Genomic DNA, 22674 nt, shown 5'->3' on the forward strand with positions numbered 1-22674 from the left:
GCCAACTACCTGATTTGCGCCAACTTTCTTACACTCGACCAAAATATCTGCTGCCGGGACGTTTTCAGCCACCACAACGGCGATATCTCGGCGGTTTGCCGGGAAGCGAGAAATCTCCTGAGCCTCAGGCACCACGCGGTCTGCGAGCTTGTTCCACAGTACCTCGAACACCAGCGTGCGGCCGTTAAGATCCAGTTTACGCTCCAGCTCCGGGTGAACAACACCAATGAAACCAATGCATTCACCTGCTAAATAAATGGCAGCACTTTGCCCAGGATGCAAGGCCGGATTTGCCTGCGCCCGGAATTCGATGTCCGAAAGTTTGCCGGTCAGGGCCAGAACGGACTCCAGATCGCCTTTTAGATCATAGAAGTCAACGCTATTACGCGCCAGATCCCAGTGCTCTTCGTAGCGGTTACCGCTGATAGCGCCAGCCAGCATAAGATCCTGGCGAATGCCAAGGTCTGCCTGAGTATCAGGTACAAAGCGCAGGCCCGACTCGAAAATACGCACGCGGTTTTGCTGGCGATTCTGGTTATAAACCACGGTCGTCAGCAGACCGCTCCATAACGACAGTCGCATCGCGGACATGTCGCTGGAGATAGGATTAGGAAGAATCAGATTTTCTTCGCCCGGGTGCAAAAGCTGCTGAATTTTCGGGTCGACGAAGCTGTAAGTGATCACTTCCTGGTAGCCTTTGTCCACCAGCATGGTTTTCACACGCTTCAGGGACAGGTCAGCTTCGCGATGGGTACCCATTACCAGGCCAGCCTGTACCGGGCTGTTTGGAATGCTGTTGTAGCCGTAGACGCGCGCAACCTCTTCCACCAGGTCTTCTTCAATTTCCATATCGAAACGCCAGCTTGGCGCGACGGCAGTCCACTGCTCCTGGCCTTCAGTCACTTCGCAGCCCAGGCGGCGCAGAATGTCGCTAACCTGTGCATCTTCGATATGGTGACCAATCAGACGATCCAGTTTACTGCGGCGAAGCGTGATGGAGGCGCGCTTTGGCAGGTGCGCTTCGCTGGTTACATCGATAACCGGGCCAACTTCGCCGCCGCAGATATCCACCAGCAGGCGGGTGGCGCGTTCCATGGCTTTATACTGCAGCGCAGGATCGACACCACGCTCGTAGCGGTGAGACGCATCGGTGTGCAGACCATGACGGCGTGCGCGACCGGTGATGGAAAGTGGGCTGAAGAAAGCACACTCCAGCAGGACGTTCTGGGTTTCGCCGTTGACGCCTGAATGCTCACCGCCGAAGATGCCGCCCATGGCCAGCGCTTTGCCGTGGTCGGCAATCACCAGGGTATCGGCGTTCAGCTTCGCTTCGCTGCCGTCCAACAGAACCAGAGTTTCGCCCTCTTCCGCCATACGCACCACGATCCCACCTTCAATGCGGTTCAGGTCAAAAGCGTGCATCGGCTGGCCAAGTTCCAGCAGCACGTAGTTAGTGACGTCAACGACCGCATCGATGGAGCGAATGCCGCAGCGACGCAGCTTCTCTTTCATCCACAGCGGCGTGGGTGCCTTAACGTTGATACCTTTAACAACACGGCCCAGGTAGCGCGGACAGGCTTCTGCTGCGTCTACGCGAATCGGCAACGTGTCATTGATGGTCGCGGCAACAGTAGCGACTTCAGGCTCAACCAGAGGCAGTTTGTTCACAACGGCAACGTCACGGGCGACACCAATGATGCCAAGGCAGTCGGCACGGTTTGGCGTAACGCTGATTTCGATGGTCTTGTCGTCAAGCTTCAGGTATTCGCGGATATCAGTACCCACTGGCGCGTCCGCAGGCAGCTCGATAATGCCATTATGGTCATCGGAAATACCCAGTTCGGAGAAGGAGCACAGCATCCCTTCGGACGGCTCACCGCGCAGCTTAGCGGCCTTGATTTTGAAATCGCCCGGCAGAACGGCGCCGACGGTCGCCACGGCGACTTTCAGGCCCTGACGGCAGTTTGGTGCGCCGCACACGATGTCCAGCAGGCGATCGCCGCCAACGTTAACTTTTGTCACACGCAGCTTGTCGGCGTTCGGGTGCTGGCCGCACTCGACGACTTCACCGACCACAACGCCGTGGAAAGCCCCTGCCACGGCATCGACGCCGTCAACTTCAAGCCCGGCCATGGTTATCTGGCTGGACAGTTCGTCACTGCTGTTGGCTGGGTTTACCCATTCGCGTAACCAGAGTTCACTGAATTTCATTGGATATCCCGCCTTTATTTGAACTGTTTGAGGAAACGTAAATCATTTTCGAAGAATGCGCGCAGATCGGTCACGCCGTAGCGCAGCATGGTCAGACGCTCCATGCCCATGCCGAAGGCAAAGCCGGAGTAAACTTCCGGGTCAATGCCGACGTTACGCAATACGTTAGGATGCACCATGCCGCAGCCCAGCACTTCCAGCCACTTGCCGTTTTTGCCCATCACGTCCACTTCAGCGGACGGTTCGGTGAACGGGAAGTAGGACGGACGGAAGCGAATCTGCAGATCTTCTTCGAAGAAGTTGTTCAGGAAGTCGTGCAGCGTCCCTTTCAGGTTGGTGAAGTTGATATTGGTATCAACGATCAGGCCTTCCATCTGGTGGAACATCGGGGTGTGAGTCTGGTCGTAGTCATTACGATAGACGCGGCCCGGCGCGATAATGCGAATTGGCGGCTGCTTGTCTTTCATGGTGCGGATCTGCACGCCAGAAGTCTGGGTACGCAGCAGACGGGTCGCATCAAACCAGAAGGTGTCATGGTCAGCACGTGCCGGGTGGTGCCCCGGAATATTCAGCGCATCAAAGTTATGGTAGTCATCTTCGATTTCAGGGCCGGTCGCCACGGTAAAGCCCAGCTCGCCGAAGAAGCTTTCAATACGGTCTATGGTGCGTGTGACCGGGTGCAGACCACCGTTTTCGATACGGCGACCGGGCAAAGAAACATCGATAGTTTCCGCAGCCAGACGTTCGTTCAGCGCGGCGCTTTCCAGTGCGGCTTTACGGGCGTTCAGGGCTTCCTGAACCTGCTCTTTGGCAACGTTTATCACGGCGCCCGCTGCCGGACGTTCTTCCGGCGGCAGTTCACGCAGGGTGGTCATCTGGAGGGTCAGGTGCCCCTTCTTCCCTAAATATTCGACGCGTACGTTATCTAACGCGGCAACATCCTGGGCATCGTTTATGGCTGCTTTGGCACTGGCAACCAGCTCTGCGAGATGTGGCATGGTATTCCTCTTATGCCGGCATAACTGCCGGGGTAGTTGGTCTGATTCGAAAACAAAACGCAAAAAAAAAGCCTCCGGACAGGAGGCTTTCGGCGCTGTTTTTCGTTTCTTTTCTTACGCGCAAAGCCCCCTGATTCAGGCGCTAAAGTAAAAAAAGAAGCGGAAAATAGCAGCATTCATGCTTGCAGTTACCTTATTTTGACGAATTTCGCTTTGACTATTGAACGAGCTACGGCGTTAAAAGTCAATAATTTAAAAGAGGGAGCAAGCTCCCTCTTAAAACTGGCTTACGCCAGAGCTGCTTTCGCTTTTTCAACCAAGGCAGTGAATGCCACTTTGTCGAATACGGCGATGTCAGCCAGGATCTTACGGTCGATTTCAACAGAGGCTTTTTTCAGGCCGTTGATGAATTTGCTGTAAGAGATACCGTTCTGACGAGCTGCAGCGTTGATACGTGCAATCCACAGCTGGCGGAACTGACGTTTACGTTGACGACGGTCGCGGTAAGCGTACTGACCAGCTTTGATAACAGCCTGGAAGGCAACGCGGTATACGCGAGAACGCGCACCATAGTAGCCTTTAGCTTGTTTGAGGATTTTTTTGTGACGAGCACGTGCGATTACACCACGTTTTACGCGAGCCATTTAGCTCTCCTGTTTCTATATTCTGAATTAATTAAAAAAAGTTTACTTATGCGTACGGCAGGCACGCGACTACCAGGCCCAGATCCCCTTTGGAGACCATGCCTTTCGGACGCAGATGACGTTTACGTTTAGTAGACTTTTTAGTCAGAATGTGACGCAGGTTAGCGTGCTTGCGCTTAAAACCGCCACCGGCGGTCTTTTTGAAGCGCTTAGCGGCGCCGCGTACTGTTTTGATCTTTGGCATTTCAATTTCCACTTCGCATTGTTAATAAAACGAACCAGTAGGCGAACAAAATCTGCGAGGCCGAAGCCCCGCAGCATGTTACTTGATGGCCTTACTGTTTCTTCTTCGGAGCAAGCACCATGATCATCTGGCGGCCTTCGATCTTCGTTGGGAAGGATTCGACCACTGCCAGTTCACTCAGATCGTCACGGACGCGGTTAAGCACTTCCATACCAATCTGTTGGTGAGCCATCTCACGACCGCGGAAACGCAGCGTGATCTTAGCTTTATCTCCCTCTTCCAGAAAGCGAACCAGGCTGCGGAGTTTTACCTGGTAGTCGCCATCATCGGTGCCAGGTCGGAATTTAATTTCCTTAACCTGAATAACTTTTTGCTTTTTCTTCTGTTCCTTAGAAGATTTGCTTTTCTCGTAGAGGAACTTGCCGTAGTCCATGATGCGGCAAACAGGCGGTTCGGCGTTTGGACTGATTTCTACTAAATCAACCCCGGCCTCTTCGGCTTTTTCCAAAGCTTCATTCAGACTGACAATACCAATCTGCTCGCCATCAATACCGGTCAGACGAACCTCAGTGGCACGAATCTCTCTGTTAATGCGATTAGGACGCGCCGGTTGAACTCTTTTTCCGCCTTTAATACTTTATTCCTCCAGTTGATGAAGATTGCGGCTGCGAATCTCTTGTTGCAGCTTTTCAATCAATTCGTTGACGTCCATGCTCCCCAGGTCTTTGCCGCGGCGGGTACGAACGGCAACTTTGCCTGCTTCGACCTCTTTATCGCCACAAACCAGCATATAAGGGACACGACGTAACGTGTGTTCACGGATTTTAAAGCCTATCTTCTCATTTCTCAAGTCTGCTTTTACGCGAATGCCCGCATTTTGAAGTTTACGAGTCAATTCGTTAACGTATTCTGCCTGGCCGTCAGTGATATTCATCACTACAGCCTGAACCGGAGCAAGCCAGGTTGGGAAGAACCCGGCAAACTCTTCGGTCAGAATACCGATAAAGCGTTCCATTGAGCCTAAAATGGCGCGGTGAATCATTACCGGCACCAAACGTTCGTTATTTTCACCAATATAGGAGGCGTTCAAACGGCTCGGCAGAGAGAAGTCAAGCTGTACAGTACCGCACTGCCACGCACGATCCAGGCAGTCGTACAGGGTAAATTCAATTTTAGGGCCGTAGAATGCACCCTCGCCCGGCTGATAGTCAAACGGGATATTGTTTTCCTGCAGTGCAACGGCCAGATCCGCTTCCGCACGATCCCACATTTCGTCACTACCGATGCGTTTTTCCGGACGAGTAGACAGTTTCACGACGATTTTTTCAAAACCGAAGGTGCTGTACATGTCGTACACCATGCGGATACAGCTGTTTACTTCATCGCGAACCTGGTCTTCAGTACAGAAGACGTGGGCATCGTCCTGAGTAAAGCCGCGCACGCGCATCAGGCCGTGCAGCGCGCCCGACGGTTCGTTACGGTGGCAACTACCGAATTCGGCCATGCGCAGCGGCAGGTCGCGGTAGGATTTCAGACCCTGGTTGAAGATCTGCACGTGGCCCGGGCAGTTCATCGGCTTGATGCAGTATTCACGGTTCTCGGAAGAGGTGGTGAACATCGCATCTTTGTAGTTGTCCCAGTGCCCGGTTTTTTCCCACAGCACGCGGTCCATCATGAATGGACCTTTCACTTCCTGATACTGGTACTCTTTCAGCTTGGAGCGCACGAACACTTCCAGCTCGCGGAAGATTGTCCAGCCGTCGTTGTGCCAGAACACCATACCCGGCGCTTCTTCCTGCATATGGTACAGGTCAAGCTGCTTGCCGATTTTACGGTGGTCACGCTTGGAGGCTTCTTCCAGGCGCTGCAGATAAGCATTCAGCTGCTTTTTGTCTGCCCAGGCGGTGCCGTAGATACGCTGCAGCATTTTGTTGCTGCTGTCACCGCGCCAGTAAGCACCGGAGGTTTTCTGCAGCTTGAAGTGATGGCAGAAACGCATATTCGGTACGTGCGGCCCGCGGCACATATCCACGTATTCTTCATGATGATACAAACCCGGTTTGTCATCATGGCTGATGTTTTCATCAAGAATGGCGACTTTATAGCTTTCACCGCGGTTGACGAACGTCTCACGCGCTTCCTGCCAGCTCACCTTCTTCTTGATAACGTCGTAATCTTTCTCGGCCAGCTCGTGCATACGCTTTTCGAGCAGCTCAAGATCTTCCTGCGTCAGGGTGTGGTCCAGGTCGACGTCGTAGTAGAAACCGTTGTCGATAACCGGGCCAATCGCCATTTTGGTGTGCGGCCACAGCTGCTTGATGGCATGACCCAGCAAGTGAGCACATGAGTGGCGAAGGATTTCCAGACCGGCTTCGTCTTTTGCGGTGATAATAGCGAGCTTCGCATCGTTTTCGATAATATCGGAAGCATCAACCAGTTCACCGTCTACGCGACCCGCGATACACGCTTTGGCAAGACCAGGACCGATATCCAGCGCAACATCCATCGGGCTAACGGGTTTGTCGTAATGGCGTTGGCTGCCATCAGGAAGAGTAATAACAGGCATGTTAAGTCCTTATCTGCAGTGGTGACCCCCACGAAAGATCACATACAGTAGAGAAATTGGATTTAGAACAGTTAGTTGCGTAACCATTTGACCAACAATCGCCGAATTGGTACGCAGTCTGGTACACAAATGAAAAAATGGCATCGCTGCCATTTCATCTGATATGACGATGGTAACACTAACGAAAAGGGGAATGCATCCCTTGTTTCCAGAATCACCTTGAAACGGCAGCGATAGTGGGCGAAAGAAACGAAGAACAGAGCGGGCGAAAAAAAAAGCCGGACATCATCCGGCTTCTTAGTCTTACATTTTATAACCGAGCGTAATTTGCGTACGTCTGTCGGTATGGTTCGGTGCGGAAGATGGAGGATCGGAGTTCCAGGTCACGTTATAACCCACTTTGAGGCCAAAGTGCTCACTGATAGCCACATCCAGAGCCGTTTCGGAGTTGACCGTGGTGTCGTCACTGCCCAGCACGGACACGCCCTGAATAAACTTAGCGTTGTCGGTCAACTGCCAGTTATAGGTCGCAGACGCGTAACCCAGCGCCTGGGTCTCGTTTCCACCATCGACAAATTCGTCATAACGTACACCAGGACCGAATTCCACACGCAGGCTGTGAACCGGACCGTTCAACAACTGGCGACCGTAACCTGCGGTGAACACATCGCGTGCATGATAGCCATTGTACCGGTCAGTCAACCAGCTTGCCTGACCAAATACATAGTCATAGTCAGTCATGTTGTAGCGACCACGTCCGCCTGCTGAATACTTCTCAGAAGAACGCACGTCATTAGAAGAGGTGTTACTGGCATTACCCCAAATTGACCATGCGGTAGAGGTGTTGTACCAGGTCATATTGGTGTTAGCAGTCAAGTTAGAACTTTTGGTATTGCCTGCCTGCGCAAGATAGCCTGCATTCAGATTACCTTCGAAGGGTTTCTTCGCGGTAGTCGGGTCATCCATGACAGTAAATACTGAGTCATCTGCCACTGCAAAGTGGCTAAAGAACGCTCCACCGGTGAGTAAAAGTGCAACCGGTACTGTCTTTAAAAGCTTCATTTATTAATCCGCACAACACAAAAAAGAAACCATCAAGGTTCCGGAATCTTTCCTCGGGATCAAATCTAAATCGTCCCGGAAAGGTTACAAATTATAAAAACTCCCGAATAACATAGCAATGGATTCTTGTTTCATTTTTTGAATAAGAACGCTCTTAAAACATCTTTATTTTCATAAGGATACGGAGCTTGTGGTTTTAGGGTAATCATTTGATAAATCATGATTTTAATTAACATTTCAGTCACCGCTTCGGTGCTACGCTTTAGGACAACGGCTAAAAAAGGAGGAGACATGACAGCTATCTATACACTCACCCTCGCCCCTTCCCTGGACAGCGCTACCGTCACGGAACAGATTTATCCGGAAGGGAAACTTCGCTGTAGCTCACCCGTATTTGAACCCGGTGGCGGCGGGATAAATGTCGCCAGAGCAATAGTGCATCTGGGCGGGCACGCCACGGCCATCTTCCCGATCGGCGGAGCAACGGGTCAGCACCTTCGCGCGTTACTGCTTGAAGAACACGTGGCGGTCGAGACGGTTCAGGCGGAGGACTGGACCCGCCAAAACCTGCACGTCCACACCGAATCTACTGGCGAACAGTACCGATTTGTTATGCCCGGAGCGGCGCTGTCGGATGATGAGTTCCACCCGCTGGCGCAAAAAGCCCTGGCACTCAGCAGCGGCGACATCCTTGTGATCAGCGGGAGTCTGCCGCCTGGCGTTGAGGTTAAAAAGCTCTGCCTGCTGGTCAAAGCTGCACAGGAAAAAGGTATTCGCTGCATCGTCGACAGCTCCGGCAAGGCACTCGAAGCTACGCTGGCATTGGGCAACATTGAACTGGTGAAACCAAATCAAAAAGAGCTTAGTACGCTAGTGCAGCGCGAACTTACGCAGCCGGACGACGTACGTATCGCCGCGCAGCAGCTGGTCAACAGCGGCCAGGCAAAACGCGTCGTGGTTTCACTGGGGCCACAGGGTGCGCTGGCGGTGGATGCAAATGAGTGTGTGCATGTTGTTCCGCCGCCGGTGAAAAGCCAGAGTACGGTCGGCGCCGGTGACAGCATGGTGGGCGCCATGACTCTCAAGCTCGCAGAAAACGCACCGCTGCGGGATATCGTTCGCTATGGCGTTGCGGCCGGTAGCGCGGCTACGCTGAATAAAGGCACTCGCCTCTGTTCGTTTGAGAATACGCAGAAAATTTATCGCTGGCTGCAGAGCTAACGGTTCGTTTCAGAATAAGCGGGCTGCCGCATGGCGTAAATATCGCCATTCCGGCAGCATGAACTATGCTAAAACCTTCAGGATAACAATGGGGTGACTATGAGCGATATTAACCGCTATGTGATAACGGTGCAGTTGAAAGAGCAGAGCCTGACCGAAATCAATGAGCTGAATAATCAGTTAACCCGCGGCGGCTTCTCGCTTACCCTCACCGATGATGACGGCAAGATCCATGAGCTGGGGCCAGGCAGCTTTGGGCTGACAAGTACGCTGAGTCAGCAAGAGGTAGAGGCGCTGGCCAAAGGGCTGAGCAGCGTGGCACTGGGGAATGAGCCTCAGGTCGTCGTCACCCGCTGGGAAGCATGGCAAAAACAAAAGTAAGTACCGGCCGGGGTTGTGCGGTAGCGCGTGTTTTTGCCCGGCAAACGGCGATAAGCTATTGATTGTAGTGTCTACCAGCAAACCTGGGGAGAAAAGTCATGTGGCAAGCCATCCGTCATTTGTTAAATGAGCAGTTGGGTGAAGCGGAAATCGAGCAACGCACCGAGCTACCCGGCGGCGAAATCCATGCGGCCTGGCATATTCGCTATGGCGGCCATGAGATTTTCGTTAAGTGTGATGAGCGCGAAATGCAGCCCATCTTCACGGCCGAAGCCGACCAGTTAGAACTGCTCTCGCGCAGTAACACGGTGAGAGTGCCTAAAGTCTGGGGGCTGGGCAGCGACAGAGATTACAGTTTTCTACTGCTGGAATACCTGCCCTCTAAACCGCTCGATGCCCATAATGCTTTTCTTCTCGGCCAGCAGTTAGCCAGGCTTCACCAATGGAGTGACCAACCACAGTTTGGGCTCGATTTTGACAACGATCTCTCCACCACCCCGCAGCCGAATGCCTGGCAGCGCCGCTGGTCAACCTTTTTTGCCGAACAGCGGATTGGCTGGCAGCTAGAAATGGCGGCGGAAAAAGGTATCGACTATGGCGATATCGATCTGATTGTTGATGTCGTTCAGCAAGCGCTGGCCGCCCATCAGCCGCAGCCTTCTTTGCTGCACGGCGATCTCTGGTCAGGCAATTGTGCGCTTGGTCCTGACGGGCCGTTTATTTACGACCCGGCCTGCTACTGGGGCGACCGCGAATGCGATCTGGCTATGCTGCCGCTACACGGCGATCAACCGCCGCAAATCTATGACGGTTACCAGTCCGTTTCACCGCTGCCTTCAGGCTTCCTTGATCGCCAACCCCTCTACCAACTTTATACGCTGCTTAACCGGGCTATTCTGTTCGGCGGCCAGCATCTGGTCACGGCGCAAAAAGCGCTGGAACGGGTGTTAGCCGCCTGAGAAAGGCCACTCCTGCATGGAGTGGCTCATCGTCTTATAAAAAGCCGAGCAGCTTAAAGAAGAAATAACCCGCGACGATGACAATCACCGGCAGGATATAGAGTGGGAAAATCTGCAGTAAAATGGTGTGGTGAGGAACAATAACCTTAGCGTCGAGCTGCGCTTTACTGAGCCCTTCCGGCCCTTTTGCCTGCTCAAGAATCAGCTGATCCTGAACCCCTTCCCGCAAGAATTTTGCCTGGCGGCTCATGCGCGCACCGGAGTCCTGCAGCGCCAGCCCAATGAAAATTAATGCGAAAATAAGCCAAAACAAGATATTTGCCTGGCCGTGAAAATCCGGCTGCGGCGAGTTGTACCAGAACAAATTCAGGAACGGCGTATTAAAGCGCATCATCTCTATCATCACATGGGCAAAATCCAGTATCACGGCATCAATACCGGGCTGTTTTTCACTGTGCTGATACATAAACTTCAGAACCGAAATGACGGTAGAAAGCAGTGCCGGAATAAAAATCACCCATCCCGCAACGCGTTTCAGAATCGCAATGCGTCCAGCTTGTTGATACGTCATGCACTCCCCTTTTTAGGACGTAACGTTATACGTACAAAGTCTACCCTGTATATCGCCATTTAGCCTGAGCTTTGCAGGCTAAATTCGCAAAAGCGGTGGTTTCAGGTATGGTTTCCGGCTAAAGATACACAAACATTTCTTGTAGACGAACAGAAAGGAGTCATTTTATGGCCGAAACGCGTCAGATCCTCGCGGCAATTTTTGATATGGATGGACTATTAATTGATTCAGAGCCGCTTTGGGATCGTGCGGAGCTGGATATCCTGCAAAGTATTGGGGTCGACATTTCCCGTCGCCATGAGCTGCCGGACACGCTGGGGCTACGCATCGACCTGGTTGTTGCGCTGTGGTATGCCCGCCAGCCCTGGAACGGCCCGTCATGCGAGGAGGTCACTGCGCGCGTCATTGAACGTGCGATTTCACTGGTCGAAGAACAGCGTCCGCTGCTGCCGGGCGTGGTCGACGCGGTGAAACGTTGCAAAGCACTTGGCCTGAAAGTTGGGCTGGCTTCAGCTTCTCCGCTGCATATGCTGGAAAAAGTGCTTGAGATGTTCAGTCTTCGTCAGTATTTCGACGCTATCGCCTCCGCCGAACACCTGCCCTACAGCAAACCGCATCCTCAGGTCTACCTGGATGCAGCGGCAAAATTAGGCGTGGACCCACTGGCCTGCGTAACGCTGGAAGACTCCGTTAACGGCATGATTGCAACCAAAGCGGCGCGTATGCGCTCAATTGTCGTTCCTGCCGAAGAGAATTTCACCGACCCGCGCTGGTGCCTGGCGGACGCCAAACTTCATTCGCTGGTTGAGCTTAGCGAGGCAAACCTTAAAGGTTAAGCCATCGGGCGGTTCAGGCCGCCCCCTTTACTGACAAAATGTTACACCGTCACCGCTTCCGAATACTGTACAAAAACCCTATACTGGATGAATCGACAGTTTTCTTCATTCGGGTTGTATCATGACGGCGGAAGGCCACCTGCTCTTTTCTATTGCCTGCGCAGTTTTTGCCAAAAACGCCGAGCTTACGCCCGTCCTCGCCCAGGGAGACTGGTGGCATATTGTGCCGTCCGCCATTCTGACCTGCCTGCTGCCTGACATTGACCACCCAAAATCTTTCCTGGGCCAGCGGCTAAGCTGGATTTCAAAGCCCGTGGCACGAATGTGCGGACACAGGGGGTTCACCCATAGCCTGTTTGCGGTATTTGCCGGGCTGGCGCTGTTTTACCTTAAGGTGCCGGAAAGCTGGGTGATCCCGGCAGATGCATTACAGGGTATGGTTTTAGGCTATTTAAGCCATATTCTCGCCGATATGCTGACGCCAGCGGGCGTTCCACTGCTCTGGCCATGCCGCTGGCGCTTCCGCTTTCCCGTCGTCAGACCGCAAAAAGGAAACCAGCTGGAACGCGCATTGTGCATGGCGCTGTTCGGCCTGGCGGTATGGATGCCCCAAAGCCTGCCCGAAAACAGTGCAGTCCGCTGGTCGTCGCAGGCAATCAATTCTCTGCAAAACACCTTCAATAGCCTGCTAAATCACCAATCTGAGCATTAATTCGCCTGAATAATTCATTTGGTAATAATCAATTCCTTTTGAATATAAGTGCGCAGCTCAGCATCTGTTACGCTTTGCAACATAACGGCAGCCTACGCGCTGCCGAGTGACAATAAATCAGGAGATATGGGGATGAATTTTCCACTGGTAGCGAACATTGTGGTGTTCGTCGTATTGCTATTGCTGCTGGCGCAAACTCGCCATAAACAATGGAGCCTCGCCAAAAAAGTTCTGGCGGGTCTGGTGCTGGGCGTGATTTTCGGCCTGGCGTTACACACGATCTATGGTTCCGACAGCGCGGTGCTGAAAGATTCCATTCAGTGGTTTAATGTGGTCGGAAATGGCTACGTACAATTGCTGCAGATGATCGTTATGCCGCTGGTCTTCGCGTCTATTCTGAGCGCCGTGGCCAAACTGCATAACGCCTCTTCGCTGGGGAAAATCAGTATTCTGTCCATCGGCACGCTGCTGTTTACTACGCTGATTGCCGCGCTGGTCGGGGTGCTGGTCACTAACCTGTTCGGCCTCACCGCTGAAGGTTTGGTGCAGGGCAATGCCGAGAATGCACGTCTGGCCGCTATTCAGTCGAGCTATATTGGCAAGGTTGCCGACCTGACCGTACCGCAGCTGATCCTCTCCTTCGTGCCTAAAAACCCGTTTGCCGATCTCACCGGGGCGAACCCAACGTCTATTATCAGCGTCGTTATCTTCGCAGCCTTCCTGGGCGTGGCGGCACTGAAGTTGCTAAAAGATGACGCACCGAAAGGCGAGCGCGTGTTGGTCGCTATCGACACACTGCAAAGCTGGGTGATGAAGCTGGTTCGTCTGGTAATGCAGCTGACGCCTTATGGCGTGCTGGCGCTGATGACCAAAGTGGTTGCAGGCTCAAACCTTCAGGACATTATTAAACTGGGCAGCTTCGTCGTCGCGTCCTATCTTGGTCTGGCAATAATGTTTGGCGTCCATGCGGTTCTGCTGGCGTTCAACGGCGTAAGCCCGGTGAAATACTTCCGTAAAGTCTGGCCGGTGCTGACCTTTGCCTTTACCAGCCGCTCCAGCGCTGCAAGCATCCCGCTGAACGTAGAAGCACAGACGCGTCGTCTTGGCGTCCCGGAGTCCATCGCCAGCTTCTCCGCGTCCTTCGGCGCAACTATCGGTCAAAACGGCTGTGCCGGTCTCTATCCGGCGATGCTGGCGGTGATGGTGGCTCCAACCGTAGGCATCAACCCGCTGGATCCGGTCTGGATTGCTACGCTTGTTGGCATTGTTACCGTCAGCTCCGCAGGCGTTGCCGGTGTGGGCGGTGGGGCAACCTTCGCCGCGCTGATCGTGCTGCCAGCCATGGGGCTGCCAGTTACGCTGGTGGCGCTGCTGATTTCCGTTGAACCGCTGATTGATATGGGCCGTACTGCCCTGAACGTAAGCGGTTCCATGACAGCCGGTACCATCACCAGTCAGCTGATGAAACAAACGGATAAAGAGATTCTGAACAGCGACGATGAAGTGGAATTAGCCCATCGTTAATCTGCTTTAAGAAACAAAAAGGCCGCTATAACTCGCGGCCTTGATTTGTGTCAAACAACCGAAAAATGGGATTTTCGATTGTTTGGGCCAGACCAGAAAACATCATTCATTGTTTTTATTCGCGCGAAATCACATCTGTTAAAAACAATCAATTTCGTCTGGATCGGAAGGCCGCTATAACTCGCGGCCTTTTTTTATACTTCGTTTTCCTGACGCACCTGCTTTGCCCAGCGCTGTGCCGACTCCGGTAACGTAAACGGCGGGGACTGGCGGAAGGCATCGCCCAATAAGACAAACGCCACATACTGCCCGCGCAGAAGGTAGACATCTTTAAACCCATCCACGCGCCATGCTTGTGCCGGCGGCGCTGGCTCCACGCGAGGCGTGTAGGTAATGATCGGACGGGTGTTAGGTTGACGTAGTGGTTTCATAGGCAACGGGATTTAAACTGGATTAGTGAACAACATCACCATGATAACGGATTTACCCCGCATTCGTCGCCCCTTCTCAACCAGTTTCCGCGGGGTAAAAAAAGCCCGGCGGCAGAAAACTGCGGCCAGGCCTTACAGTGTACCGATCCTTAGGCTTTCGGTGCCTGTGGATCCGTATCGTATTCAGCACAACTTTGATAGCCGGAGTTCATCACGCGGCCCGCATCGTCCAGCGCAACAAAATAGGTTTCAGCTTTACCGTTACGCTGGCCAAGAATATAGGTCTGGCAGGTCCCCTTCGCGTGAATCATGGTCACTTCTGAAGAAGGTTTACCGGCGATCTGCTGAACCTGCGCACGCGTCATGCCTTTTTTCACATCTTTCACTACCGGTTCAGTCACCAGGTCTTTGGTACGATCGTAAGCCGTACAGCCTGCCAGCATAGTCATTACCGCTGCCGCGCCTAAAAAGCCTGCAAATTTATTATTCATAATAGTCCTCATCAATCAACGTGTTGATCCTGCGTGTTAAACAAGCCTGGAATATAAAAGAACATTTTTCAACTTGTTACCCTGAATGAGTTGAAATTCGGACAAAGAGAGTATCCATAAGATTAAAGACTGGTTTGTGGGAAAAGTCGCCGCCCGTAGGCTCTGTAACCCTTTGTGCCTTGTCGTTTAAAGCGCAACAGGGTAAGTTTTAAGGCAGTCAAATTTTGCCGCCTGCGTGTTGCAGGTACATGGTTATTGGAGAGGTTAAATGGCTCTGCAACAAGAGATTATTCAGGCACTGGGCGTTAAGCCACAGGTTGACGCCGCCCAGGAGATCCGCGTTAGCATCGATTTTCTCAAAGCGTATCTTAAAACTTACCCGTTTATTAAGTCCCTGGTACTGGGAATAAGCGGCGGCCAGGACTCGACCCTGACGGGCAAACTGTGCCAGTTAGCCATCGGTGAACTGCGTGAAGAAAGCGGCGATGAAAGCTATCAGTTTATCGCGGTCCGTCTGCCGTTTGGCGTGCAGGCTGATGAGCAAGACTGCCAGGATGCCATCACGTTTATCCAGCCTGATCGCGTGTTAACGGTGAACATCAAGGGCGCTGTACTTGCCAGCGAGCAGGCTCTGCGTGAAGCGGGTATCGAACTCAGCGATTTTGTTCGCGGCAATGAAAAGGCCCGCGAGCGCATGAAGGCGCAGTACAGCATCGCCGGGATGACCAAAGGCGTGGTGGTTGGCACCGACCATGCGGCCGAAGCCGTCACCGGCTTCTTCACCAAATACGGCGATGGCGGCACCGATATTAACCCTATTTTCCGCCTCAACAAACGGCAGGGCAAACTGCTGCTGAAAACGCTCGGCTGCCCGGAACATTTGTACCTGAAAGCTCCTACAGCCGATCTCGAAGACGATCGCCCTTCTCTGCCGGATGAAGCGGCCCTGGGCGTAACCTACGTGCAAATAGACGATTATCTGGAAGGAAAAACCGTTCCGGCCGAAACCGCAAAAATCATCGAAGGCTGGTATCTGAAGACGGAACACAAGCGCCGGCCGCCAATTACCGTGTTTGATGATTTCTGGAAAAAATAGTCGTAAATCGCTTCAGATAAACAATACTTCAGGGCGGCGCTTGCCGCCCTTTTTACAGGATGCATATGAACACCTCCTCGCAACGCGCAACGCTTACCGGTTTGGTCGCTATCCTTCTCTGGAGCACCTCCGTAGGCCTGCTGCGCAGTATCAGCGAACACTTTGGTCCGGTAGGCGGTGCTGCGCTGCTCTATACCGTCAGCTCACTGTGTCTTTGCATCGCCCGTGGACTGCCCAAAATAGGTGAACTCCCTCCTCGCTATCTTTGGGTCGGCGGGTTGCTTTTTGTCAGCTATGAGATAAGCCTCGCGCTTTCTATTGGCTTCGCGCATACCCGTGCTCAGTCACTCGAGCTGGGGATAATTAATTATCTCTGGCCCTGCCTGACGGTCTTTTTCGCCCTGTTTATAAACGGCCAGCGCAGCAATCTGTGGCTGTGGCCGGGTCTCGCGCTTTCCCTTGCGGGGATTGTGCAGGTGATGAAAGGCGACGGCGACTGGTCCCCGCTCGTGATGTGGCACAACATTCTCGATAACCCTCTGGCCTACGGTCTGGCCTTTGCTGCCGCCATTATCTGGGCGCTTTACTGCAACCTGACGCGGCGCTGGAGCGAGGGCAAAAGCGGCGTCAGCCTGTTCTTCTGCGCCACCGCTTTAGTACTGTGGATCAAGTTCGCCTTCGTAGAACAGGCCGAGATGCACTTCACCCTGTCCGGCACCGCGCAGCTGTTGTTTATGGGGATATCGACCGCCGTTGCCTATTCGGCATGGAACTTTGGCATTCAGCGGGGAAACATGACGATGCTTGCCACGGCCTCCTACTTCACGCCGGTGTTATCGGCTCTGCTCGCCACGCTATGGTTGGGCCTGCATCCGGGCTTTGCTTTCTGGCAGGGCGTACTGATGGTGGTAGGCGGCTCCCTTCTTTGCTGGCTTGCCACGCGCCGCTACGGCTAACGGCGATTTCCTCTCCACATCATGGGTTGCTATACTGGCCAAATAACCAGTACTCAGGAGTCAGATGTGGTAAGGCGTGCAAACGTGTCGCGGCTGGAGTTTGAAGGCGCGGCGGTCTATGAATATCCGGAGCATCTCCGCCCGTGGCTTGAAGGGCTACCCAAAGGGCCAGGCGTCTACGTTTTTCACGGTGAAAGCGACGTCATGCCGCTGTATATCGGGAAAAGCATTAATATCCGTACACGGGTCATGTCCCACTTTCGAACCCCTGACGAAGCGGCTCTCTTGCGCCAGTCGCGCCGCATTACTTTCAAGCGTACCGCCGGCGAGCTGGGTGCCTTGCTGCTCGAAGCGCAAATGATCAAAGAGCAGCAGCCCCTGTTTAACAAGCGCCTTCGCCGTAACCGCCAGCTTTGCTCCCTTTATCTACAGGGCGAAACGCCGCAGGTGGTGTACGCCAGAGACGTCGATTTCTCAAGCCAGCCAGGTCTTTACGGGCTGTATGCCAATCGCCGCGCCGCGCTGCAAACGCTGCAGGGCCTGGCAGACGAATATCGGCTCTGTTATGGCCTGCTGGGCCTGGAATCATTGAGCAAAGGGCGAGCCTGTTTTCGCTCGGCGCTTAAACGCTGCGCCGGGGCATGCTGTGGCAAAGAGAGTCAGACCGAACATCATGCCCGCCTGGTCGCCGCCCTTGAGCGGGTGCGCCTGATTTGCTGGCCGTGGAAAAATGCCGTCGCCATTGTTGAACGCAGCCCGGAGATGACCCAGTATCATCTTATCGACCACTGGTTTTACCTTGGCTCTGTACAACGGCTTGATGAAGCCCAAAACCGCCGTCAGCCACCGGATGGGTTTGATAATGATGGCTATAAAATTCTTTGTAAACTGATACTGAGCGGGGAATATGAGGTAATAGCGCTAGAGTAAAAGAATTGTCCACAAAACATTGTCATTAAAAAATATGATTATCCTCGCACAAGAGCATTATTGATTTAACCTCAATATTGAGAAAAATTTGGCACCGCAGCATCAATAAAAAAAGCCCTGTATTTCAAGGGCGAAGTTGGAGTGATCCGAAGTGAGGCTATCATCATTTGAAAGCCAAATTGGGGATATAAAAACGTCAAAGCAAAATGCTTACGCAGCCTGCCTTTAACGAAACTCACTCTAGTGAGTGCGCTGATGCCTGTAAAGGCCCATGAGGAAACCTTCATATTTATCTCAATTTCTTCATCAGAGTTTCATGCATGGATAATCTGTTACAAACAAGATGAGCCATGAAAAAACATCATCTGCCATCCAATAACAATGATTGCCGCGGAGAGACCGACATAGAGTATGATCGCGATGGGTCTTGTTGCCCCCTGGGGTATATTCCAATTCGGCAGAAAAATGTTGACTCATGCGGTAAGGACTTTCTCTGTAAAGCACGAATGATGACCATCAAAAGGACTTTTTTCCTGGCGCCCTTATTCGCTAAACTTTTCAGTGCTGAGACAAAACATAATCACCCCATAATATAATAATATCCTTGTTATTTATCCTCCCCTTGTGTGTCCCAAGGGGATTTTTTTATATCCCACCAATAATTATATCCTGTCGCTCCACTACCAGGTAATTCCCCTCTCTGTCGCTGTAATTGAATGAATCATGAGGTATGACTTACCAACCATTTGCGCCTTTATTTTTAACGATTCAGGCATGATAAATGCGTGAGTTTTTCGTGAAACACTTCCCTTCGAGGCTGCCTTAAGGTATCTAAAGCGCGTGCGCTGAATATCTTCGAGCACGGAAAAAATCAGGACCCTGGCATTTCAGGAGGGTTGCACTGTGCATAGAAGCAGGTTTATTTCATTCATATTATTAATTCAAAAAAAGGAAACGGTTATGCGAAATTTTAGTAAAGCACTTTCAGCCATTTTTTTTATACTTATGCTAACGGTAGAAAATGCGCAAGCGGGCAACGAAGATGAAGCAGCAGTCGCAAAGCGGGAGCACGACTGGCGGGTGGCTTGGGTAATGAGCGACTACAAAACTCTGGAGGGGCTGCACGCCACGGATTATTATGCAATAAATAACGAGGGTCATTTCACTACTCGCAAGCAGGTATTATCCGACGTATTTGCGGGGAAATTCAAATACACCAGCATGGAGCATAAAGATATGCGCATTCGCGTTTATGGCAATACGGCTGTTGTGACAGGACTGACCATCAACAAAGGGCATCGTGGAGAGCGTGATGTAAGTGGGGTATTCGCTTACACGCGCATTTATGTGAAAGAAAACGGAATATGGCAAGCTGTACTCGCACAATATACGCGCCCTCAGTAACGAGAGCTTTAGAGGTGTGGGACTACTTCCCCACAGTCACCGTTATCGTTATTTAAAGTCCTGCACGGCTGGACTCGACGGACCTGGTAGGAGCAGCTCCGTACTTGCCTTATGGAGGGTAAGGCCCAATTTAGAGGGTGGCGATAAAAGCACTTACGTTCTTTATCTTGACAATAATCTTAACACCGCTTTTTAAATTTAGCGTTAAGAAATTCTTCCAAAGAAAGTAGAATTTTCCAGACAGCCTTCACAAATTCAGTGCTGGCTCAGGGCTGACACAAGTAAAAGGCCAGTCCCTCATTCACTAACGCAGACCAGCCTTTACCAAAACTATCGTCATCCGGGTTACACACGATTTTATCTGCGGTACGGAATCTCATGGGCCAGGCGTCAACTACTTTATAGCCAGATAAAATGTAAATACGGCGAAGACTACGTTACCACTAAGGAAATCCACTCAGTTATCATCCAGGCGACAAGCAATATTGCTGCTACCGAAGATTTTAATGGATTAAGATGACTGCGATTTGCGGGTGGTCTTTAACATTTTATGTTAGCCTGGCTTATTCCGAAAATTTATCACATGCACTATAAGCTATATTTTAGAAAATCATTTTTACTGTTCTAACTAAACACACATTAAAGCAGGACGGTTTATCCCCCCCCCTTTCCACCCAAGATTAAGCTCACCGACAGCCTCCGGGCTCAAACTGACTTCACTATTTTTTGAACAAGCCAGATAAGAACTGTCTTTATTTTTTGCAGATATGTCTCGCAGCACCCTGATGTGAATGTTCTTAATACAAGACTCAGGTAATACTTGGTATTGTTAGTGTTTTAGTTTGGATGATGTTATGTCAAGAACAGTACTAATAGCAGACGATCACCCAATATGTTTACTGGGGATGAAGACATTGTTAAATCAAAGGAAGGATATTTATCATATTGTGCATGAATCAATGAGTTCAGATGATATGATGAGCAAGTTGGCCTGCTCACCCGTTGATATCATCATTACGGATTTATGTATGCCAAGCACCCAATTCCCGGACGGATTGACAATGGTACGAAAGCTTGTAAGGGACCATCCACACAGTTTGATCGTTGTAGTGACAATGATTACGAATACAGGTTTGCATGAATTACTAAGGGGCTACGGCGTTAAAGTCCTCACTAAAAATGTTATGCTAAATGAACTGTTAAATATATTAAATCGCTCCTTACGAGCGACATCAACAACTGTCAAAATGTGCACTGCATTGACGCAGCGTGAAATAGAGGTTGTTCGTCTTTTGCTCAGTGGAATGACTGTCAGTGGCATCAGCAAATTACTCAACCGGACCAAGCAGACGATCAGTAGCCAAAAGAAAAGTGCCATGAATAAATTAGGTGCTGCGAATGATTTTGAATTATTTAAATGTGCCCAACTGGCCGGACTCGGGACGGCTTTAGTCACATAAAACAGACAACAAAATAATAACATTTATACTTTCTGGCACTGGATATCCCAGAAATAGTGTTTATGCTTACAGCCCGACGCGCTTAGCCAGAGCTGAAACACACATCCATCGTGCTCCTCACTGAGATCATCTCCACCAGCACATACGGCGCTGCGTCAGTCACATTACAGCATCACATTCTTTATCAAAAAAAATGACAGACACAGGCAGATTAAGCATCAGAGCGACATTATGCGGGCATGGCACGCTGAAACGGGTCATCACGCCCCACTGAGAGTTGAATCGATGAAGCCGCTCTCTGGATAAAAGACGCAGCCTTCGCAAAGGTCGGGCAACGGTGTCCATTCTCAAGCCGGATGCCTCTGGCGAGCAGTTTTTTAAGGTATAAGCGTGGAGATGAAAACTTGCCCACGCCAGTAGTTGCAATAGAACCATTTGACGGTTATCCAAACCATAGTTGGCTTTATTTATCGGCGCTAAAAGAGAAAATTGATCTAAATCATATTTTATCGCGGTATTCATATCCTTGGCTGGAACACTATTCTTTAAAACAGTACTAAAATTATATCTCCCCTGTTTATTCGAAAAAATAGTAACGGTAGTTATGATAATAATAGCGGCCCAAATTAGCACCAGCCCTGAGGAGAACATATGCCAACAATCATGCCTGATATCTATTCCAATAGAAACCCAGCAGATTCAATAAACAACATAAAAAGTTCAGCCACACATATCCGCGAAAGTTTGAATAAAAACATAGTTAACACTACCAACAATTGGAAAGGGGGGATGTCAAATATAAGAGATACAGTATATAAATTTAGTAAATGGCTGGATACAGCACAGTGCTACAGCATTAAATCACAAGATGTGTTTATTAAAAACATCATGACACAATACAATACCCATATAGATTCATTGCAAAATGAGGCTGATAATCTTTCGAAGCAAATAGAATCCGAAGTTGATAAAAATAAAAAAAGATCGTTGCTAACAAAACGGATTAAGGTTAACTGCCAGTTAGTTAAGTTAATGAATAAAAGACTTCAGATTCGGCAGTTTGAGCCATTCTCGATTGATGCCAAAAAGATAAAAGAATTACTTTCAAACGGCAGTCAATATCTCAATACAGAACTCACCGAGACCATTAACTCACTGAGTAAATTTAGAGATTTCGTACAACAAGTAGAGATTGATAAAGGATTCTATTCAGCCCCACTGTCTCACCTAATCAGCAATCTTTCATTGTTAAAAAACCAGTGGAGTATCATTGAGAATAAAAGTCTGGATCTTAATCATTTAATCAATAATCAGGCTCCTAAAGAGTATTTCCGCGACTACGGGTATTATCTTGATCAAGCCGATGGACCGGTGGAGTTGGCGTATCGGCACAGTGTAGCTCAGGATAATTATGCTGAGCGAGTACAGTTGCAAAGTATCTATCTGTCAGCAAAAGAAAACTATAAGAAACTTGCACAGCTCGATACTAAAAACCCCAACTTACGGCATTTGCGAGAAAAATATCTTCACACATATTTAAAAGCCGAAAGTGATTTATTAAATCATATCGATAACTTTAAGAAATTCGTTAAGTCCCAACCGCCGTCATTTTTGGAGCAATATATTGATCGTGACGCTCCCACAACCCGACGCGGCAAGGTTTTATGGCAGTGCAGTTCTTAAACACCTAAACACAATAATTTTAAAACATATAATGATGCAGTCCTCGCTATTAATAATCGTCATTCACCCCATACCACTACACTCGTAGGGTATCCATCATGTTAACTGGAGAAATATATGTCAGGATTAGATTTTGGTATGTTACGCGGACACTCGGGAACAATGGCCGCACGATACAACCTCGGATTAGCGGCGTTGGAACAATACAACAAGACCAGCAACCAAAAGGAAACGCAGGAAGCACCATCCTCCCCGAATAATCAGCGTAGCAGCAGGCAAGTTTCGTTTGGGTAA

General features: G+C 50.7%; 24 protein-coding genes and 1 other annotated feature. Of the genes, 12 read left to right on the forward strand and 12 right to left on the reverse strand.

The window, feature by feature from the left end:
* The 8 genes from pheT to VGM55_RS24995 form a co-directional block, all read right to left on the reverse strand.
* Window positions 1-2211 (reverse strand): phenylalanine--tRNA ligase subunit beta (pheT, locus tag VGM55_RS24960; protein ID WP_331637059.1); only part of this gene is annotated, 2211 nt, incomplete at its 3' end.
* Between the two features lie 14 nt (window positions 2212-2225).
* On the reverse strand, window positions 2226-3209 hold the full coding sequence (gene pheS, locus VGM55_RS24965; RefSeq protein WP_154186177.1) for a phenylalanine--tRNA ligase subunit alpha: 984 nt from the start codon (window positions 3207-3209) through the stop codon (window positions 2226-2228).
* A gap of 61 nt (window positions 3210-3270) precedes the next feature.
* Window positions 3271-3394, reverse strand: a sequence feature (Phe leader region).
* Entirely contained in the window at window positions 3345-3389 is a 45-nt protein-coding gene (gene pheM / locus VGM55_RS24970; RefSeq protein WP_106120997.1) for a pheST operon leader peptide PheM, read from the reverse strand. Its footprint overlaps the feature before it by 45 nt.
* A gap of 102 nt (window positions 3395-3496) precedes the next feature.
* The gene (rplT, locus tag VGM55_RS24975) at window positions 3497-3853 is read right to left on the reverse strand and encodes a 50S ribosomal protein L20 (RefSeq protein ID WP_000124850.1); all 357 of its coding nucleotides are present in this window, start codon (window positions 3851-3853) and stop codon (window positions 3497-3499) included.
* A 46-nt stretch (window positions 3854-3899) separates the two neighbouring features.
* Window positions 3900-4097: a 50S ribosomal protein L35 gene (gene rpmI, locus VGM55_RS24980; RefSeq protein WP_004263702.1), complete on the reverse strand. Its 198-nt coding sequence runs from the start codon at window positions 4095-4097 to the stop codon at window positions 3900-3902.
* Between the two features lie 91 nt (window positions 4098-4188).
* Window positions 4189-4731: a translation initiation factor IF-3 gene (gene infC / locus VGM55_RS24985; RefSeq protein WP_071704088.1), complete on the reverse strand. Its 543-nt coding sequence runs from the start codon at window positions 4729-4731 to the stop codon at window positions 4189-4191.
* A 3-nt stretch (window positions 4732-4734) separates the two neighbouring features.
* On the reverse strand, window positions 4735-6663 hold the full coding sequence (thrS, locus tag VGM55_RS24990) for a threonine--tRNA ligase (RefSeq protein WP_331637060.1): 1929 nt from the start codon (window positions 6661-6663) through the stop codon (window positions 4735-4737).
* A 303-nt stretch (window positions 6664-6966) separates the two neighbouring features.
* Entirely contained in the window at window positions 6967-7725 is a 759-nt protein-coding gene (locus tag VGM55_RS24995; RefSeq protein WP_154186179.1) for a DUF481 domain-containing protein, read from the reverse strand.
* Window positions 7726-8016: 291 nt separating this feature from the next.
* Here VGM55_RS24995 and pfkB point away from each other — a divergent pair, with 291 nt between their 5' ends.
* From pfkB to VGM55_RS25010, 3 genes are all read left to right on the forward strand, one after another.
* A complete protein-coding gene (pfkB, locus tag VGM55_RS25000) occupies window positions 8017-8946 on the forward strand; it encodes a 6-phosphofructokinase II (protein ID WP_154186181.1) in 930 nt (309 codons plus the stop codon).
* 99 nt (window positions 8947-9045) lie between these two features.
* Window positions 9046-9327: a type V toxin-antitoxin system endoribonuclease antitoxin GhoS gene (gene ghoS, locus VGM55_RS25005; RefSeq protein WP_331637061.1), complete on the forward strand. Its 282-nt coding sequence runs from the start codon at window positions 9046-9048 to the stop codon at window positions 9325-9327.
* Window positions 9328-9425: 98 nt separating this feature from the next.
* Window positions 9426-10286: a fructosamine kinase family protein gene (locus VGM55_RS25010; RefSeq protein WP_154186185.1), complete on the forward strand. Its 861-nt coding sequence runs from the start codon at window positions 9426-9428 to the stop codon at window positions 10284-10286.
* 34 nt (window positions 10287-10320) lie between these two features.
* Here the strand turns inward: VGM55_RS25010 and VGM55_RS25015 are convergent, their stop codons facing one another.
* Window positions 10321-10857 carry a YniB family protein gene (locus tag VGM55_RS25015; RefSeq protein ID WP_154186187.1) on the reverse strand — a complete coding sequence of 179 codons (537 nt, stop codon included), beginning with the start codon at window positions 10855-10857 and terminating at the stop codon, window positions 10321-10323.
* A gap of 167 nt (window positions 10858-11024) precedes the next feature.
* Here VGM55_RS25015 and hxpB point away from each other — a divergent pair, with 167 nt between their 5' ends.
* The 3 genes from hxpB to VGM55_RS25030 all read left to right on the forward strand — a co-directional run bounded on the left by hxpB (window position 11025) and on the right by VGM55_RS25030 (window position 13929).
* Complete coding sequence (hxpB, locus tag VGM55_RS25020; protein ID WP_154186189.1) at window positions 11025-11693, forward strand: hexitol phosphatase HxpB; 669 nt, start codon at window positions 11025-11027, stop codon at window positions 11691-11693.
* Between the two features lie 121 nt (window positions 11694-11814).
* Window positions 11815-12405, forward strand: coding sequence for a metal-dependent hydrolase (locus VGM55_RS25025; protein ID WP_154186191.1), 591 nt, complete (start codon window positions 11815-11817; stop codon window positions 12403-12405).
* A 132-nt stretch (window positions 12406-12537) separates the two neighbouring features.
* The gene (locus VGM55_RS25030) at window positions 12538-13929 is read left to right on the forward strand and encodes an L-cystine transporter (RefSeq protein ID WP_154186193.1); all 1392 of its coding nucleotides are present in this window, start codon (window positions 12538-12540) and stop codon (window positions 13927-13929) included.
* 194 nt (window positions 13930-14123) lie between these two features.
* Here the strand turns inward: VGM55_RS25030 and cedA are convergent, their stop codons facing one another.
* Together cedA and osmE are read right to left on the reverse strand one after the other, a co-directional pair.
* Complete coding sequence (cedA, locus tag VGM55_RS25035) at window positions 14124-14360, reverse strand: cell division activator CedA (RefSeq protein WP_154186195.1); 237 nt, start codon at window positions 14358-14360, stop codon at window positions 14124-14126.
* Between the two features lie 149 nt (window positions 14361-14509).
* A complete protein-coding gene (osmE, locus tag VGM55_RS25040) occupies window positions 14510-14851 on the reverse strand; it encodes an osmotically-inducible lipoprotein OsmE (protein WP_039899236.1) in 342 nt (113 codons plus the stop codon).
* Window positions 14852-15119: 268 nt separating this feature from the next.
* On the opposite strand from osmE, the gene nadE reads away from it, so the two are divergent.
* The 5 genes from nadE (at window position 15120) to VGM55_RS25065 (ending at window position 20697) form a co-directional block, all read left to right on the forward strand.
* Complete coding sequence (gene nadE / locus VGM55_RS25045) at window positions 15120-15947, forward strand: ammonia-dependent NAD(+) synthetase (RefSeq protein WP_154186197.1); 828 nt, start codon at window positions 15120-15122, stop codon at window positions 15945-15947.
* 65 nt (window positions 15948-16012) lie between these two features.
* Complete coding sequence (yddG, locus tag VGM55_RS25050; protein ID WP_154186199.1) at window positions 16013-16903, forward strand: aromatic amino acid DMT transporter YddG; 891 nt, start codon at window positions 16013-16015, stop codon at window positions 16901-16903.
* A gap of 66 nt (window positions 16904-16969) precedes the next feature.
* Entirely contained in the window at window positions 16970-17833 is an 864-nt protein-coding gene (gene cho / locus VGM55_RS25055; RefSeq protein WP_331637062.1) for an excinuclease Cho, read from the forward strand.
* Between the two features lie 960 nt (window positions 17834-18793).
* Window positions 18794-19237: a nuclear transport factor 2 family protein gene (locus VGM55_RS25060; protein WP_331637063.1), complete on the forward strand. Its 444-nt coding sequence runs from the start codon at window positions 18794-18796 to the stop codon at window positions 19235-19237.
* 854 nt (window positions 19238-20091) lie between these two features.
* Window positions 20092-20697 (forward strand): response regulator, encoded by a 606-nt coding sequence (locus VGM55_RS25065; RefSeq protein WP_154186205.1) that lies wholly within the window; start codon window positions 20092-20094, stop codon window positions 20695-20697.
* A 159-nt stretch (window positions 20698-20856) separates the two neighbouring features.
* Here VGM55_RS25065 and VGM55_RS25070 read toward each other — a convergent pair whose 3' ends face one another.
* A complete protein-coding gene (locus VGM55_RS25070; RefSeq protein ID WP_154186207.1) occupies window positions 20857-21219 on the reverse strand; it encodes a hypothetical protein in 363 nt (120 codons plus the stop codon).
* Window positions 21220-21348: 129 nt separating this feature from the next.
* Between VGM55_RS25070 and VGM55_RS25075 the strand changes: the two genes are divergently transcribed.
* Window positions 21349-22380, forward strand: coding sequence for a hypothetical protein (locus tag VGM55_RS25075; RefSeq protein WP_154186209.1), 1032 nt, complete (start codon window positions 21349-21351; stop codon window positions 22378-22380).
* Window positions 22381-22674: the final 294 nt, after the last annotated feature.

This window comes from Cedecea sp. (assembly GCF_036500665.1).
In the GTDB taxonomy this organism is placed as follows: Bacteria; Pseudomonadota; Gammaproteobacteria; order Enterobacterales; family Enterobacteriaceae; genus Cedecea.

What these genes read in the sequence shown, in the direction of transcription:
- pheS (WP_154186177.1), bottom strand. Translation starts at nt 3,209, where the DNA reads ATGCCACATCTCGCAGAGCTGGTTGCCAGTGCCAAAGCAGCCATAAAC.
- rplT (WP_000124850.1), bottom strand. Translation starts at nt 3,853, where the DNA reads ATGGCTCGCGTAAAACGTGGTGTAATCGCACGTGCTCGTCACAAAAAA.
- rpmI (WP_004263702.1), bottom strand. Translation starts at nt 4,097, where the DNA reads ATGCCAAAGATCAAAACAGTACGCGGCGCCGCTAAGCGCTTCAAAAAG.
- thrS (WP_331637060.1), bottom strand. Translation starts at nt 6,663, where the DNA reads ATGCCTGTTATTACTCTTCCTGATGGCAGCCAACGCCATTACGACAAA.
- VGM55_RS24995 (WP_154186179.1), bottom strand. Translation starts at nt 7,725, where the DNA reads ATGAAGCTTTTAAAGACAGTACCGGTTGCACTTTTACTCACCGGTGGA.
- pfkB (WP_154186181.1), top strand. Translation starts at nt 8,017, where the DNA reads ATGACAGCTATCTATACACTCACCCTCGCCCCTTCCCTGGACAGCGCT.
- ghoS (WP_331637061.1), top strand. Translation starts at nt 9,046, where the DNA reads ATGAGCGATATTAACCGCTATGTGATAACGGTGCAGTTGAAAGAGCAG.
- VGM55_RS25010 (WP_154186185.1), top strand. Translation starts at nt 9,426, where the DNA reads ATGTGGCAAGCCATCCGTCATTTGTTAAATGAGCAGTTGGGTGAAGCG.
- VGM55_RS25015 (WP_154186187.1), bottom strand. Translation starts at nt 10,857, where the DNA reads ATGACGTATCAACAAGCTGGACGCATTGCGATTCTGAAACGCGTTGCG.
- hxpB (WP_154186189.1), top strand. Translation starts at nt 11,025, where the DNA reads ATGGCCGAAACGCGTCAGATCCTCGCGGCAATTTTTGATATGGATGGA.
- VGM55_RS25025 (WP_154186191.1), top strand. Translation starts at nt 11,815, where the DNA reads ATGACGGCGGAAGGCCACCTGCTCTTTTCTATTGCCTGCGCAGTTTTT.
- VGM55_RS25030 (WP_154186193.1), top strand. Translation starts at nt 12,538, where the DNA reads ATGAATTTTCCACTGGTAGCGAACATTGTGGTGTTCGTCGTATTGCTA.
- cedA (WP_154186195.1), bottom strand. Translation starts at nt 14,360, where the DNA reads ATGAAACCACTACGTCAACCTAACACCCGTCCGATCATTACCTACACG.
- osmE (WP_039899236.1), bottom strand. Translation starts at nt 14,851, where the DNA reads ATGAATAATAAATTTGCAGGCTTTTTAGGCGCGGCAGCGGTAATGACT.
- nadE (WP_154186197.1), top strand. Translation starts at nt 15,120, where the DNA reads ATGGCTCTGCAACAAGAGATTATTCAGGCACTGGGCGTTAAGCCACAG.
- yddG (WP_154186199.1), top strand. Translation starts at nt 16,013, where the DNA reads ATGAACACCTCCTCGCAACGCGCAACGCTTACCGGTTTGGTCGCTATC.
- VGM55_RS25060 (WP_331637063.1), top strand. Translation starts at nt 18,794, where the DNA reads ATGCGAAATTTTAGTAAAGCACTTTCAGCCATTTTTTTTATACTTATG.
- VGM55_RS25065 (WP_154186205.1), top strand. Translation starts at nt 20,092, where the DNA reads ATGTCAAGAACAGTACTAATAGCAGACGATCACCCAATATGTTTACTG.
- VGM55_RS25070 (WP_154186207.1), bottom strand. Translation starts at nt 21,219, where the DNA reads ATGAATACCGCGATAAAATATGATTTAGATCAATTTTCTCTTTTAGCG.
- VGM55_RS25075 (WP_154186209.1), top strand. Translation starts at nt 21,349, where the DNA reads ATGCCAACAATCATGCCTGATATCTATTCCAATAGAAACCCAGCAGAT.